General features: G+C 71.8%; 13 protein-coding genes. 7 read left to right on the top strand and 6 right to left on the bottom strand.

Annotation, left to right across the window (positions count from 1 at the left end; genetic code table 11):
* The 5 genes from BLV72_RS06455 to BLV72_RS06435 all read left to right on the top strand — a co-directional run bounded on the left by BLV72_RS06455 (nt 1) and on the right by BLV72_RS06435 (nt 5,956).
* The gene (locus BLV72_RS06455; RefSeq protein WP_093460868.1) at nt 1–1,215 is read left to right on the top strand and encodes a Gfo/Idh/MocA family protein; all 1,215 of its coding nucleotides are present in this window, start codon (nt 1–3) and stop codon (nt 1,213–1,215) included.
* Nucleotides 1,212–2,066, top strand: a complete 855-nt coding sequence (locus tag BLV72_RS06450; RefSeq protein WP_208905563.1) for a DUF6807 domain-containing protein — start codon at nt 1,212–1,214, stop codon at nt 2,064–2,066. The genes BLV72_RS06455 and BLV72_RS06450 overlap by 4 nt, the downstream gene beginning before the upstream one ends.
* Nucleotides 2,067–2,205: 139 nt before the next feature.
* Nucleotides 2,206–3,540, top strand: a complete 1,335-nt coding sequence (locus BLV72_RS06445) for an ABC transporter substrate-binding protein (RefSeq protein ID WP_093460867.1) — start codon at nt 2,206–2,208, stop codon at nt 3,538–3,540.
* 174 nt (nt 3,541–3,714) lie between these two features.
* The gene (locus BLV72_RS06440) at nt 3,715–4,524 is read left to right on the top strand and encodes a polysaccharide deacetylase family protein (protein ID WP_093460865.1); all 810 of its coding nucleotides are present in this window, start codon (nt 3,715–3,717) and stop codon (nt 4,522–4,524) included.
* 211 nt (nt 4,525–4,735) lie between these two features.
* Nucleotides 4,736–5,956 (top strand): right-handed parallel beta-helix repeat-containing protein, encoded by a 1,221-nt coding sequence (locus tag BLV72_RS06435; protein WP_093460864.1) that lies wholly within the window; start codon nt 4,736–4,738, stop codon nt 5,954–5,956.
* Between the two features lie 44 nt (nt 5,957–6,000).
* On the opposite strand, the gene BLV72_RS06430 is transcribed toward BLV72_RS06435, so the two are convergent.
* The 5 genes from BLV72_RS06430 to BLV72_RS06410 form a co-directional block, all read right to left on the bottom strand.
* Nucleotides 6,001–6,981 (bottom strand): aldo/keto reductase, encoded by a 981-nt coding sequence (locus BLV72_RS06430; protein ID WP_093460862.1) that lies wholly within the window; start codon nt 6,979–6,981, stop codon nt 6,001–6,003.
* A 70-nt stretch (nt 6,982–7,051) separates the two neighbouring features.
* Entirely contained in the window at nt 7,052–7,753 is a 702-nt protein-coding gene (locus BLV72_RS06425; protein WP_093460861.1) for a response regulator transcription factor, read from the bottom strand.
* Nucleotides 7,750–9,012: a sensor histidine kinase gene (locus BLV72_RS06420; RefSeq protein ID WP_093460859.1), complete on the bottom strand. Its 1,263-nt coding sequence runs from the start codon at nt 9,010–9,012 to the stop codon at nt 7,750–7,752. Before BLV72_RS06420 ends, BLV72_RS06425 begins: the two co-directional genes overlap by 4 nt.
* On the bottom strand, nt 9,009–9,341 hold the full coding sequence (locus BLV72_RS06415; protein ID WP_093460858.1) for a hypothetical protein: 333 nt from the start codon (nt 9,339–9,341) through the stop codon (nt 9,009–9,011). Before BLV72_RS06415 ends, BLV72_RS06420 begins: the two co-directional genes overlap by 4 nt.
* Before the next feature lie 92 nt (nt 9,342–9,433).
* Nucleotides 9,434–10,204 carry an IclR family transcriptional regulator gene (locus BLV72_RS06410; RefSeq protein WP_078640761.1) on the bottom strand — a complete coding sequence of 257 codons (771 nt, stop codon included), beginning with the start codon at nt 10,202–10,204 and terminating at the stop codon, nt 9,434–9,436.
* 135 nt (nt 10,205–10,339) lie between these two features.
* On the opposite strand from BLV72_RS06410, the gene BLV72_RS06405 reads away from it, so the two are divergent.
* Nucleotides 10,340–11,875, top strand: coding sequence for an aldehyde dehydrogenase (NADP(+)) (locus tag BLV72_RS06405; protein ID WP_244320681.1), 1,536 nt, complete (start codon nt 10,340–10,342; stop codon nt 11,873–11,875).
* A 286-nt stretch (nt 11,876–12,161) separates the two neighbouring features.
* Nucleotides 12,162–13,208, top strand: a complete 1,047-nt coding sequence (locus BLV72_RS06400) for an aminotransferase class V-fold PLP-dependent enzyme (protein ID WP_093470206.1) — start codon at nt 12,162–12,164, stop codon at nt 13,206–13,208.
* Between the two features lie 118 nt (nt 13,209–13,326).
* Here the strand turns inward: BLV72_RS06400 and thpD are convergent, their stop codons facing one another.
* Nucleotides 13,327–14,214, bottom strand: coding sequence for an ectoine hydroxylase (gene thpD / locus BLV72_RS06395; protein WP_093460855.1), 888 nt, complete (start codon nt 14,212–14,214; stop codon nt 13,327–13,329).
* Between the last annotated feature and the right edge of the window lie 3 nt (nt 14,215–14,217).

The raw sequence follows: 14,217 nt of genomic DNA, 5'->3' as shown, positions 1-14,217 counted from the left end.
ATGGGCATGGCGCACCCCCGGGGACGAGCGGAAGCCCCGGCCGAGGAACCGATACCCGTCGTCCTCGCGGGCGCCCGAGGGCATGGGCGCCGGCATCTGGACAACATCCGCCGACTGGCCGCCGAGGGGACGGTCCGGCTCGCCGGGGTGTGCGAACTTCGGCCGCTGACCCGTAAGGAGCTGGGGGACGGGCTCGGCGAGCCCGAGCAGTCCGCCGACCTGGCCGGACTCGTGGCCCGGACCGGCGCCCGGATCGCCGTCATCTGCACCCCGATCCACACCCACGCCGACCTCGCCCTCGCCGCCGCCGAACGCGGTGCGCACCTTCTGCTGGAGAAGCCGCCCACACCCTCGTACGCCGAATTCGCCCGACTGAGCGAAGGACTGCGGGCCTACGGAACCGCCTGCCAGATCGGCTTCCAGTCGCACGGCTCCCACGCCCTGCCCGCCATCCGGAACCTCATCGCCGAGGGCCGCATAGGGGCGGTCCGCGGCATCGGCGCGGCCGGGGCGTGGGCCCGCGACGAGGACTACTACGCCCGTGCCCCCTGGGCCGGACACCGCACCCTCGACGGCCGCGACGTCGTCGACGGCGTCCTCACCAACCCCCTCGCCCACGCCGTCGCCACCGCCCTGCACCTCGGCGGCGCCGACCGGGCCGAGGACGTGGCCGGTATCGAGCTGGAGCTGTACCGGGCCAACGCCATCGAGTCCGACGACACCTCCTGCGTACGGATCCGCACCAGCCGCGGCACCACCGTCGCGGCCGCCGTCACCCTGTGCGCGGAGGAGCCCGGTGAGCCGTATGTCGTCGTCCACGGCGACCGGGGCCGGATCACCTTCTGGTACAAGCTGGACCGGGTCCGCGTCGAACGCGACGGAGCGCCGCCCGAGACCACCGACCACGCGCGCACCAATCTGCTGGACAACCTCGTCGCCCATCTGCGCGACGGCACCGAACTGCTCGCCCCACCGGACCGCACCGGCGCGTTCATGCGCGTCGTCGAGGCGGTCCGCACCGCCCCCGCACCGGTCCCGCTGCCCGCCGACGCCTGGCGCACCGAGCCCGGTGCGGGCGTCACCGCGCGAGCCGCCAAGCGGCGCGTGGTGACCGGCATCGACCGACTGGTCACCGCCGGCGCCGAGCGCCTCGCCCTGTACTCGGAACTGCGCGCCCCCTGGGCCGCACGCCCCGCGGAGGTCCCGCACCCATGACACCCCTGACCCCCTCGAACCCGCTGACCCCCTCCCTCAGTCGCCGTCCCCCCTGCACCGTGCTGCGCCATGAGCACCGGGTCGTCGGGTCGTACGCGCACCGCCCCCAACTGCCCGGCACGGTCGCCCCGCGCCCGTATCTGCACCCCGTGCGCACCCTCGGCGGCGTCACCGTCACCGGGCTGCGGCCCGCCGAGGATCCGGCCCACCTGGGGGTGTCCATGGCCATCCCGGAGGTGGCGGGACACGACTTCCGGGGCGGCCGGGGGAGCCTGGACCGCCAGGGGAGCCAGCGCCATCTGAGCTGGCTGCTGCGCGACCCCGACGGCTTCGTGGAGGAGCTGTCATGGGCGGCCGGGGGGCGGCAACTGCTGCTGGAGCGGCGCACGGTGGCCGTACGGTCCCTGGGAACGGCGTGCTGGGCGCTGGACTTCACCTCCGCCCTCACCAATGTGACGGGCCAGGAGCTCGCCCTCGGCGGGGCGGGCCACGGAGGCGGCTTCTTTTGGCGCGTCCCGCGGCGCCCCGAGCCCGCGCAGGTCTTCAACGCCGAGGGCGAGGGCGCGGCGGCGGTGCACGGACGGCCCGCGGACTGGCTGGCACTGGCCACCGACGAGTGGACGCTGGTCTTCGCCGGCGCGACCGGCGACACCCGGGCCGACCCGTGGTGGGTGGGCACCGGGGAACACCCGGGCATCGGCTCGGCCCTCGCCTCGGACCGCCCGCTGCCCATCGCCCCCGCCGACACGGTCACCCGACGCATCGTCACCGCGATAACCGACGGCCGCCTGACCCCCGAAACCGCGGCCCGCCGAGCGGCCCAACTCTCCGACAGAGGAGCGGCCGTATGAGCAGGGTTGTGGGCAATCGTCCTGCGGGGCGAAACGGGTGGGCACAACCGGCCCGCACACGGCCACGGCCCCCGGCCACGATGGCGCGACCTCAAGACCAGCAACCGCGAGGGAACCCACGAGGAGACGGACCCACACCATGACCCCACGCACCCGCAGAGCACCCCACACCGCGACTGCCCTGGCGGCCTTGCTCGCCCTGACCGCCACCGCCTGCGGCGACGACGGCTCGACCACCGGCGAGGAGGGCTCCGGCAAGGGCACCATCACCTTCTGGGACAACAACGGCGGCCCCCGCACCAAGGTCTGGAAGCGGATCATCGCCAAGTTCGAGGACAAGTACCCCGACATCACGGTCAAGTACGTCCCGATCCCGATCACCAATGTGCAGTCGAAGTACGACACCGCCATCCAGAGCGGCGGCGACAGCCTGCCCGACGTCGGCGGCGTGGGCACCGCGTATCTGGCCAATCTGGTCGCCCAGGGCGCCCTCGACCCCGTGACCGACCGCATCGACGACAGCGCCCTCAAGGGCAAGCTGATCAAGAACATGGTCGAGAGCGTCCGCGCGGCCGGCGGGGAGGACCAGGAGCTGTACTCCGTCCCGACCTCCGCCAACCAGGGCACCCTCTGGTACCGCACCGACCTCTTCGAGGCGGCGAAGCTGCCGGCGCCGGACAGCTGGGAGAGGTTCTACCAGGCCGCCGACGAGCTGACCGACAAGGGCGGGAACAAGTTCGGCTTCACCCTGCGCGGCGGCGCGGGCTCGATCGCCCAGGCGCTGGACATGATGTACGCCCAGTCCGGCATCGCGTCCTTCTGGGACGGCGACAAGACCACCCTCAACGACCCCAGGAACGTCGCGGCGCTCGAGAAGTACATCGCCCTCTTCAAGAAGGTCACGCCCGCCGCGGACCTCAACAACGACTTCGCCAAGATGGTCGCCCAGTTCGACCAGGGCGACATCGGGATGCTGCAGCACAACCTCGGCAGCTATGTCGACCACGTACGGCTGCTCGGGAAGGAGAAGATCGCGGGCATACCGCTGCCGCCCTCCCGGGCCGGGGCGCCGCGCACCATCGTCTCCAACCCGGTCGACGGCCTCGGGCTGTTCAAGGCGAGCAAGCACAAGGCGGCGGCCTGGAAGTTCATCGCGTTCGCGGCCTCCCCGGAGATGAACAGCCTTTGGAACGAGGACGTCGGCGCGATCCCCGCCAACGTCGGCGCCGCGGACGACGACTGGATCGCCGAGGCCCCGCCGACCAAGGCCGCGCTGGAGTCGCTCAACGATCCGCGGACCAAGGTCGTCCAGCTGCCGTACTACCTCCCGGACTGGAACAACATCAGCAAGGCCGACAACGAGCCCGGCTTCCAGAAGGTGCTGCTCGGCAAGATGACCGCCAAGGCGTTCTGCGACAAGGTCGCGGACGAGCTCAACGCGGCACAGGCGGACTGGAAGAAGCACCAGGGCTAGCCGCGCTCGATCACCACGTCGCTCCACGGGCCCTCGGGCCCGTGGGCCTCTATGAACCCCATGTATACCTGAGGTGTATAGTGCTCGCAGTTTATGCCGCCAACGGTACCTATTTGTATGCCTGTTGGCGGCATTGCGACCACTACTGGCAACAAAAGGACTTCGGGGATATCAATGGGGCGAAAAGGTCGAATATCCGGGCTGCTCGTGAGTGCCGTCTGTCTGACGCTGGGCCTCACCGCCTGCGGCGCGTCCTACGACACCACCTCACCGCGCAGCGCGCGGGAGCACGCGCTGAAGGACGCCGGGCACGCGACACCGGCCGCCTCGAAGCCGGACGTGCTGAAGAAGGGCGACGGGACGAACGGCTCGGTCGACTGCTCCCGCGCCAAATGCGTCGCCCTCACCTTCGACGCGGGCCCCAGCGAGAACACGCCCCGGCTGCTGAGGATCCTCAAGCGCGAGAAGGTCCACGCGACCTTCTTCATGCTCGGCAAGAAGCACATCGACAAACACCCCGACCTGGTGCGCCGTATCGCGGACGAGGGGCATGAGCTGGCCAACCACACCTGGTCGCACAAGATCCTGACCAAGACCGACGACGACGGGGTCCGCTCGGAGATCAACCGGGTCCAGAGCGCCGTCAAGAAGCTCACCGGCCGTACGCCGCTGCTGATGCGGCCGCCGCAGGGGCGTACCGACGAGCGGGTCTCCAAGATCTGCCGGGAGCTGGGCGTGGCGCAGGTGCTGTGGAGCGTGACGGCGAAGGACTACCAGACGAACGACTCCGCGCTGATCGAGAAGCGGGTGCTGGAGCAGACGGACCGCGACGGGGTCATCCTGCTGCACGACATCTACAAGGGCACGGTGCCGGCGGTGCCGGGGATCCTGGCGAAGCTGAAGAAGGACGGCTATACGGTGGTGACGGTCTCCCAGCTGATGGCCCCGGCCGCCCCGGAACCGGGCAAGGTCTACCGCCCATGAGGCAACAGACCAACAGGACCTTCCGCTTCCGAACATCCTCGGCCACAAAACGATCAAGTCTTGTCGCAAGCTATCGCGAGGCGATCGAAATTTCGTAATCTAAGAATCCTCGGGTGTCCGGCAACCTAATCTGGACCGGCGGCAACTACGACATGGGACGGGCCGGTCCGGATCCTCCGGCCCGTTCTCTCGACGCGGAACAGGAGTTGCCATGAGGCTGAGGCGCAAGCGGGGCCGCCACCGCCGCCGTAAGGACCGCACGCTGCCGCTCGGCAGCGCCGTGATCGTGGCGTCGGCCGTGGCCGGGGTGTATCTGACGGCTTCGCCCGAGGGCGCGAGCGCCGTGCCCACCACGGTGTACGTGGCCACCAACGGCAGCGACGGCGACAGCGGCACTCTCAAGTCCCCCTTCCGAAGCCTCGAAAAGGCGATATCGGCCGCCAAGGCGGGCACCACCATCGAGGTCCGCGGCGGCACGTACTACCCCGCCAGGACGCTGCGCAGCTCCGTCAGCGGCACCCCTCGCGAGCGCGTCCGACTCCGGCCCTACCGGGGGGAGAAGGTCCGGCTCGACGGCTCCCGACTGGGTGAGGGCTCCTCCCTGGTCTCCCTCAGCGCCGACTACTGGACGGTCTCCGGGATCGAGCTGCGCAACGCCCCGGGCGGCGGCCTGGTCTGCACCTCCTGTGCGAAAAACGTCTTCCAGAACCTCAGCACCCACGGCAACGGCGACACCGGACTCACCCTCCGCGGCGATGACACCAACGGCAACGTCATCCGGAACCTGGACTCCTACGGCAACCACGACGACGCCACCGGCGGCCAGAGAGCCGACGGCATGGCCCTCACCCACGGCTCCGGCCGCGGCAACGTGGTCACCGGATCCCGGCTGTTCCGCAACAGCGACGACGGCCTCGACCTGTGGATGTGGGCGAGCCCCGTCACCATCGAGCACTCCTGGGCCTTCGGAAACGGCCGGAACCGCTGGCACATCCCCTACTTCAAGGGCGACGGCAGCGGCTTCCAGCTCGGCGCCGAGCGCCCCGGTGCCCCCTCGCCCGCCCATGTCGTACGGACCTCCGCCGCCTGGGCCAACACCAAGAGCGGCTTCGAGGCGGGCGGCAACACCGGAGCCCTCCGACTCCAGCGCACCACCGCCTTCGACAACTGGGGCAAGGGCTACTCCTTCGCCGGCTCCCGCGCCCTCCTGACCCGCAACCTCGCGGTCTCCAACGGCCGCGGCAGCGCCGACACCGGACGCCTCGCCGTCTCCCGGGACAACAGCTGGACGCCGGGCGGCCCGGCCACCCCGCCGCTGGTCACCACCGACCCCACCACGGCCCTCGGCCCCCGGCGGCAGGACGGCTCCCTTCCGGTCACCAGCTTCCTCGTCGTCATGGACCGCACCGAGGTCGGCTCGACGATGAACTGAATCCTTGGGAGATCCGGGGCTCCCCCGGGAGCCGTCCCGTCCCGTCAGCTATGGCCCATGATGGGGCGCGGGCGGTAGGGGGCCTCCAGGCGGGCCACCTCCGCCTCGTCGAGCCTCAGCCCGACCGCCGCGACCGCGTCCTCCAGATGGCCGATCTTCGTGGCCCCGACGATCGGCGCGGTGACCGCGGGCCTGTCGAGCAGCCACGCCAGCGCCACCCGCGCGGGGGACACCTCGCGCTTCTCGGCGATCTCGCGGGTGGCGTCCACTATGGAGAACTCCGCGTCCGCGTACCACTTCTCCACCAGCGGATCGTTGCCCGCCCGGACGGTGGTCCCGGTGCGGTTCCGGTCGCGGGTGCCCGCCAGCAGCCCGCGGGCCAGCGGGCTCCAGGGGATGACGCCGACGCCCTGGTCCAGGCAGAGCGGGTTCATCTCCCGCTCCTCCTCCCGGTAGAGCAGGTTGTAGTGGTTCTGCATGGACACGAACCGGGTCCAGCCGTGCGCCTCGGCCGTGTGCTGGGCCTTGGCGAACTGCCAGGCGTACATGGAGGAGGCGCCGAGGTACCGGGCCTTTCCGGCCCGCACCACATCGTGGAGCGCCTCCATCGTCTCCTCGATGGGTGTTCCGGGGTCGAAGCGATGGATCTGGTAGAGATCCACATGGTCGGTGCCCAGCCGCCGCAGCGAGGCGTCGATGCCCGCCAGGATGTGCTTACGGGACAGCCCGCGGTCGTTGGGGCCCTCTCCCATCGGGGAGTAGACCTTCGTGGCGAGGACGTAGTCGTCGCGGCTGGGGAAGAGCTCCCGCAGCAGCTCGCCGGTGATCTCCTCGCTCCGGCCCATCGCGTACATGTCGGCGGTGTCGAAGAAGGTCACCCCCTCCTCGACCGCGCGCCGCACGATCGGCCGTGCGTCGTCGATGTCCAGCTGCCAGGGCCGGTGTTCGGGGCTGCCGTAGCTCATCATGCCCAGGCAGATCCGCGACACCTTGATGCCCGACGCGCCCAGCCGTGCGTACTCCATGCGCCTGCTCCTCCCGCCCATCCGCCCATTCGGCCGACCCGTCACAGCAGACCACCCCGGCCACCGGATGTCAGCCCGGCGTGACGAAACCGCTCTCGTACGCGGCGATCACCGCCTGGGTGCGGTCCCGCACCCCCAACTTGGTGAGCACCGCCCCCACATGCGTCTTGACCGTGGCCGGTCCCACCGCCATCCGGGTCGCGATCTCGGAGTTGGACAGCCCGTCGGTCATCAGCCGCAGCACCACGGCCTCCCGCTCGGAGAGCCGCTCACTCAGCGCCCGCGCGCTCGCCTCACGGTCCGGGCCCCGGGCGGCGGCGTGCTCGGCGGCCAGCGCCCGCACCGCGGCCGGGAACAGCAGCGAATCGCTGCGTGCCACCAGCCGCACCGCCTGCACCAGATCCTCCGCACGGGCCCGCTTGAGCAGAAAGCCGCTGGCCCCGGCGCGCAGCGCGTCGTACACATAGCTGTCGTTCTCGAACGTCGTCACCACGATGACGCGCGGCGGGTCCGCCATGGTGCTCAGGATCCGCTCGGTGGCGCGGATGCCGTCGACATCGGGCATCCGAACGTCCATCAGCACCACGTCCGGGCGCAGTTCACGGACCACCGATACGGCCTCGGCGCCGCTTCCGGCCTCGCCGACGACCTGAAGGTCCGGTTCGCTGGAGAGGATCGCGCGCAGCGCGGTGCGCACCATCCGCTCGTCGTCGACGAGCACGATGCGCAGTGGGGACGGCGGGGCGTTCACCGGGGACGGCGGGGTGCTCATCGGGACGCCTCCAGCGGGAGCCGGACCGTCAGCCGCCATACGCCGTCCACGGTGTCCCACGCACAGGTGCCGCGCAGCAGGGTGGCCCGCTCGGCGATGCCGCGCAGCCCACGGCCGCCGCCGGTGGGCCGTGCCCGGGCGGCTCCGTTCACCGGGTTCTCCATCGTGATCTCCACCTTCTTCGGGTCCTCGGCGATCCGGAGCCGCACCGGCACCCGGCCCGCGTGGCGCAGCGCGTTGCTGAGCCCCTCCTGGACGATGCGGTACGCCTCGCGGGAGACGACGGGCGGCAGCCGGTCCAACGAGCCCGGGGCCGTCAGCTCGACGGCGACGCCCGCGGCCCGGGTGCGGGCCAGCAGCCCGTCCAGATCCATGAGGGTGGGGGAGGGGGCGGGGGCCGGACGGTCCTCCCCTTCGCGTAACAGGCCGAGCACGCTGTCGAGTTCGCCGACCGCGTCCCGGGTGGTCTCCTCGATGGCCGCCAGCGCCTCCCGGGCGAAGTCCGGATCGGTGTCGAGGACCTTACGGGCCGCGCTCGCCTGGAGGGTCACCGCGCTCAGCGCATGGCCGACCGAGTCGTGCAGCTCGCGGGCGAGCCGGTTGCGGGCGGCCAGCCGGGTGGCCCGCTGCTCGGCGGCGGCGAGCCGCTCGGCGGGGGCCGGGCCGAGCAGCTCGGGCGCACAGCGGGCCAGCAGCGCCCCGGCGGCCGCGGCGATCCCCATGATCACGCCCAGCAGCAGCACCCCGGCCAAGGGCGCCAGCGCGTGGGGGGCCGAGGCGAAGGCGTGCGGCCAGCCCTCGTCGGCGTACGAACCGTCGGTGAACGGCAGGGCGACCAGCAGTGCCGAGGCGGGCAGCAGGGACAGGGTGAGCCCGCTGACCAGCCCGCCGATGGCCAGATGCAGCCCGTACCAGAGCAAGGTGCGGGCGCGCGCGTCCCACGACCCGGCGGGCCCGGTCGCGAGCTCGGCGGACTCCGGAAGCCCGCACAGCGAGCGCGCGGCGGTGGCCTCCAGGGGCCGTACGAGCGGGAGCAGCGCGGTCGGCACGGCCAGCGGCAGGGCGGTGGCGAAGGTGCCAAGCTGCCACAGCAGGGAGGTGAAGGGCACGGCGTCCTGGAGGAGCATCGAGAAGACGACGCCGGTCAGCAGGTAATACGGCATCAACAGGGCGCCGCCGAGCACCAGATGGACCCAGCGCAGCTGGGCCCGGCGGCCGGCCACCGCACGGACCGCCCGCCGCCACCACGCCCCGGTCACGAAGCTCGGTACGCTGCCGCGCCCCCGGCGGAGCCGCGCTCGCGCAAGAAGCGCCCGCCGGCCGTGAGGACGAGCAATCCGACGGTCATCTGCACAGCGTAGGTCAGATTCATCAGCGCGGTCGGCTCCTTGGCGGCGTTCTGGGCGGTCAGCCCGGTCAGCCCGGTCAGCCCGGTCAGCAGGAGCCGGCCGCCCCCGCAGGCGAGCGCCGCGGAGTCGGCGCAGGCCGGACTCAGCGGCAGGGCGAGTCGCACCGGACGCCCGGCGGAGTCACCGGGGGAGCGGGCGGGTGCGGAACGCGTCCGGTGGCCGGAAAGGGTGTGGGTCACGGGGACCAGCCTCGCGGCGCGGCGGGCGCCGCGCCTCACCCTGCCCGACGATCCGCCTCCGCCGCGCGGCGGAGGGACCGTCCTCCCATGGGTCAAAGACGGCGCGTCGCGAGGGTGAGCCGGTCCCGGGCGTCGAACAGGGCGTCCTTGATCATCTGTTCATGGGTGGGGGTGAGCCGGGCCACCGGCACCGAGCAGCTGATGGCGTCGCGCGAGGGGGTGCGGTACGGGATGGCGATGCCGAAGCAGCGCAGGCCCAGGGTGTTCTCCTCGCGGTCCACCGCGTACCCCTGCTCCCGGATCAGGTGCAGCTCCTCGATCAGCTTCTCGCGGTCGGTGATGGTGTGCTCGGTGAGCTGGCCCAGCGTCTCCGGCAGCAGCTTGCGCACCTGCTCGTCGGAGTACGTGGCCAGCAGCGCCTTGCCCAGTGAGGTGGAGTGGGCGGGCAGCCGGCGGCCGACGCGGGTGAAGGGGCGCAGATAGTGCTGCGACTGCCGGGTGGCGAGATAGACGACGTTGGTGCCGTCGAGGCGGGCGAGGTGGATGGTCTCGGTGGTGTCGTCCGAGAGCCGGTCCAGGGTGGGGCGGGCGGCGGCCACGACCTCGTCGCCGTCGATGTAGGAGGTGCCGACGAGCAGGGCGCGCACCCCGATGCCGTAGCGGGTGCCGGTGGCGTCCGTCTCCACCCAGCCGAGCTCCACCAGGGTGCGCAGCAGCATGTAGAGGCTCGACTTGGGATAGCCCACGGCCTCCTGGACCGCGGCGAGGCTGTGCATTCCGGGCCGCCCGGCGAAGAACTCCAGCAGTTCGACCGTGCGGACAGCCGATTTGACCTGGGCCCCGCCCGTCTCGGCAGCTGACATCGCCTTGACCCCTCTGTTCGACCAGCCATAGAGTCCCGAGGGGAAATTCATCACCCGGGACAGCGTTCAGCATATCGAACACCGTCGATGTGTGGGACGCAAGCAGCGGTAACACCACAGCAGGAGGAATCCGCGGTGTCAGCACCAGTGTGGAGCGTCGACCCCCGAACCGGAAAGCAGCGGGAGCAGGTAGCGGTCGAAGCCACGGCGGAAGAGGTCGACCGCGTGGTGCGCGCGGCCCACGCCGCCCGCGGCTCCCTGGCCGACCGTACGGTGCGCGCCGCCCTGCTGCGCACCGCCGCCGATCTCCTCGACGAGGCCCGTGACCAGCTGGTCGAGGCCGCCGACGCGGAGACCGCGCTCGGCCCCGCCCGGCTCACCGGCGAACTCGCGCGCACCACCTACCAGCTGCGGGCCTTCGCGACCATCGTGGACGAGGGCGCCTTCCTCGACGTCCGCATCGACCACGCCGACGCCACCCAGACCCCGCCCTGGCCGGATCTGCGCCGCTACAAGCTGCCGCTCGGTGTCGTCGCCGTCTACGCCGCCAGCAACTTCCCGCTCGCCTTCTCCGTGCCCGGCGGCGACACCGCGAGCGCCCTCGCCGCGGGCTGCCCGGTCGTCGTCAAGGCCCACCCCGACCACCCCGCCACCTCCGAGGTGGCCGCCTCCGCGCTGCGCCGGGCCGCCGAGCGGGTCGGCGTGCCCGCCGAGGTGATCGCGGTGGTGCACGGCTTCGACGCGGGTATCGAGCTGGTCAAGCATCCGCTGATCGCCGCCGCCGGCTTCACCGGATCGGTCCGCGGCGGCCGCGCCCTGCACGACGCGGCGGCCTCCCGGCCGGTGCCGATCCCCTTCCACGGCGAGCTGGGCAGCCTCAACCCGGTCGTGGTCACCGAGGCCGCGGCCGCCGAGCGCGGCGACCAGATCGGCGCGGGGCTCGCGGGCTCCATGACGCTGGGCGTGGGCCAGTTCTGCACCAAGCCCGGCTTTGTGCTGGCCCCGGCAGGACCGGCGGGCGACGGCCTGGTGAAGTCCCTCACCGAGGCGGTCAGCAACACCGACGCGGGCGTCCTGCTCGACCACCGGATGCGGGACAACTTCGTCGCCGGGGTCAAGGAGCGCGCCGAACTGGCGGACGTGGAGGCCCCGGTCACCCCCGGCTCCGGCGGTGAGCACACGGTCAGCGCGGGCTTCCTGACCGTCCCGGCGCGGCGGCTCGCCGAGGACGGCCCGCACGATGTGCTGCTGGAGGAGTGCTTCGGCCCGGTGACCGTCGTGGCGCGCTACGAGAACGACGAGGAGATCAGCGCGGTGCTCGGCCGGCTCCCGGGCAACCTCACCGCCACCGTCCAGATCTCCGCCGCCGAGGGCGAGGGCACCGAGGGCCGGGCCGGTGCGCTGATCGCCGAGCTCACCCCGCTGGCCGGACGGGTCCTGGTCAACGGCTGGCCGACCGGTGTCGCCGTCGCCCCGGCCCAGCACCACGGCGGCCCCTACCCGGCCACCACCTCCACCTCCACCTCGGTCGGCGGCACCGCCATCGAGCGCTGGCTGCGGCCGGTCGCCTACCAGGACACCCCGGCCGCCCTGCTGCCGCCGGAGCTGCGGGACGAGAACCCGCTGGAGCTGCCCCGGCGGATCAACGGCGTCCGGGAGCAGCGCGGCTGACCCCCCCAAGGCCCTCCGGGAGCAGCACCGCTGAAGCCCGGACCGACCCGGCGCGGCCGCCGGACCCGCGGATCTGACCCGCGGTTCCGGCGGCCGTGTCGGCATGCCCGCGGCCACCTGCGGCCCCGAGGGTCTTTTTCGGCCGATCCGCCGGTGCTTTCACCCGGGCGCCGCGCCAGGCATGGGAATCGCCGCAGGTCAGCGGGGATCCATTAGGTTCCCTTGAAGGCATCCGACAGGGAAACGCGATGGACGCCGGGGTGAGCCGGTTCCATAGTGGATGGACATGGAGAGCCTGGCAGGCGCCGAATTCGCGCCACACACGACGTATCTCACCACCGCGTCCAGCGGTCTGATCCCCGCACGTTCCGTGGCCGCCGTGAAGGCGGTCCTGGACGGCTCGGCCGCCGGACGGCCCATCGTCGACGTGGCCTTCGAGGCGGTCGAGGAGAGCCGGGCCGTCTACGCCCGGCTCGTCGGCGTACCGGCGCGGCGGGTCGCGGCCGGCAGCTCGGTCGCCGTCTACGCGGGGATGATCGCCACCTCGCTGCCGCCCGGAGCCGAAGTCATCGTCGCCGACGGCGACTTCAGCTCCCTGGTCAACCCCTTCGCCGTCCGCGGCGACCTCAAGCTGCGCATCGTGCCGCTGGAGGAGATCGCGGAGGCGGTACGGCCCGGTACGGCGCTGGTGGCCGTGAGCGCCGTCCAGTCCGCGGACGGGCGGATCGCCGATCTCGACGCCATCGCGGAGGCGGCCCGGACCCACGGGGCCCGCACCCTGGTGGACACCAGCCAGGCGGCCGGCTGGTTCCCGGTCAACGCCGACGAGGCCGACTACACCGTCTGCGTGGCCTACAAGTGGCTGATGTGCCCGCGCGGGGCCGCCTTCCTGACCGTCCCCGAGGACCTCGGCGAGCTCACCCCCGTCTTCGCGGGCTGGGTCGCGGGCGAGAAGCCCTGGGACAACTGCTACGGACCGGTGGCGGAACTCGCCCACTCCGCCCGCCGCTTCGACGAGAGCCCGAGCGTGTACTCCTACGTGGCGGCGCGGCACTCCCTCGCGCTGATCGAGGAGCTGGGCACCGAGGCCATCGCCGCCCACGACCGCGCGCTCGCCGACCGCTTCCGGGCCGGGGTCATCGGGCTCGGCCACCAGCCCGTCGCCGCCCCCGGCTCGGCCATCGTCTCCGTACCGGGGCTGGGGGACGCCGCGTCCCGGCTGGCGGAGGCGGATGTGCATGTCTCGGCGCGGGCCGGCTACCTCCGCGCCTCCTTCCACCTGTACAACACGGCGGCCGATGTGGACCGGCTGCTGGAGGAGCTGTCCCGCTGATACCGGGGCCGGACCGGGGCCGGCACGGGGCCGGACCGGAGCCATGAAAAATCTGAGGGAAGCCGGGGCACCCCGGCTTCCCTCAGATCACGGACGTCAGCTCAGCGCACGGCGGTGATCACCGTACGGGCGTGAAGTCCCTGGCCCCGATGAAATCCGGCCGGGGGACCGGTGCCGCGAACGGCTCCACCGCAGTGTTCTCCACGCTGTTGAACACGATGAAGACGTTGCTGCGCGAGTAGGGCGTGATGTTGTCGCCCGAGCCGTGCATGCAGTTGCAGTCGAACCACGTCGCCGAACCGGCCTTGCCGGTGAACAGCTTGATGCCGTGCTTGTCGGCGAAACCGGTGAGCGCCTCGTCGGACGGGGTGCCCGCGTCCTGCATCTGCAGCGACTTCTTGTAGTTGTCCTTCGGTGTCTCGCCCGAGCAGCCGAGGAACGTACGGTGCGACCCCGGCATGATCATGAGGCCGCCGTTGGTGTCGTAGTTCTCGGTCAGCGCGATCGAGACCGACACGGTCCGCATGTTCGGCAGTCCGTCCTCGGCGTGCCAGGTCTCGAAGTCCGAGTGCCAGTAGAAGCCCGAGGCGCCGAAACCCGGTTTGACGTTGATCCGGCTCTGGTGGACGTAGACGTCCGAGCCGAGGATCTGACGTGCGCGGCCCACCACACGCGGGTCGCGCACCAGGTTCGCGAAGACCTCGCTGATCCGGTGCACCTCGAACACCGACCGTACGTCCTGCGACTTCGGCTCGATGATCGAGCGTTCGTCGGCGCGCACGTCCGGGTCGGCGACCAGCCGGTCCAGCTCGGCGCGGTAGACCGCGACCTCGTCCGGAGTGATCAGCTCGTCAATTGCCAGGAAGCCGTCGCGATCGAAATCGCTCAGCTCGGACGGTTGCAGCGGCCCGGGGGCGCCGGGCTCGGACCACACCACGGGGTCCACGCGCGGCGTAGCGACCTCCATGGCCCCACGGGTCGGGTACAGGTCAGTGACCGCGGTCATCGG

The organism is Streptomyces melanosporofaciens (assembly GCF_900105695.1).
Classification (GTDB): Bacteria; Actinomycetota; Actinomycetes; order Streptomycetales; family Streptomycetaceae; genus Streptomyces; species Streptomyces antimycoticus.
This window is presented reverse-complemented; position numbering and strand designations above follow the sequence as displayed.

Excerpts from the sequence above, each read along its gene's own strand:
- BLV72_RS06425 (WP_093460861.1), bottom strand. The coding sequence starts at position 7,753 with ATGAGCACCCCGCCGTCCCCGGTGAACGCCCCGCCGTCCCCACTGCGC.
- BLV72_RS06435 (WP_093460864.1), top strand. The coding sequence starts at position 4,736 with ATGAGGCTGAGGCGCAAGCGGGGCCGCCACCGCCGCCGTAAGGACCGC.
- thpD (WP_093460855.1), bottom strand. The coding sequence starts at position 14,214 with ATGACCGCGGTCACTGACCTGTACCCGACCCGTGGGGCCATGGAGGTC.
- BLV72_RS06445 (WP_093460867.1), top strand. The coding sequence starts at position 2,206 with ATGACCCCACGCACCCGCAGAGCACCCCACACCGCGACTGCCCTGGCG.
- BLV72_RS06430 (WP_093460862.1), bottom strand. The coding sequence starts at position 6,981 with ATGGAGTACGCACGGCTGGGCGCGTCGGGCATCAAGGTGTCGCGGATC.
- BLV72_RS06450 (WP_208905563.1), top strand. The coding sequence starts at position 1,212 with ATGACACCCCTGACCCCCTCGAACCCGCTGACCCCCTCCCTCAGTCGC.
- BLV72_RS06455 (WP_093460868.1), top strand. The coding sequence starts at position 1 with ATGGGCATGGCGCACCCCCGGGGACGAGCGGAAGCCCCGGCCGAGGAA.
- BLV72_RS06410 (WP_078640761.1), bottom strand. The coding sequence starts at position 10,204 with ATGTCAGCTGCCGAGACGGGCGGGGCCCAGGTCAAATCGGCTGTCCGC.
- BLV72_RS06400 (WP_093470206.1), top strand. The coding sequence starts at position 12,162 with ATGGAGAGCCTGGCAGGCGCCGAATTCGCGCCACACACGACGTATCTC.
- BLV72_RS06440 (WP_093460865.1), top strand. The coding sequence starts at position 3,715 with ATGGGGCGAAAAGGTCGAATATCCGGGCTGCTCGTGAGTGCCGTCTGT.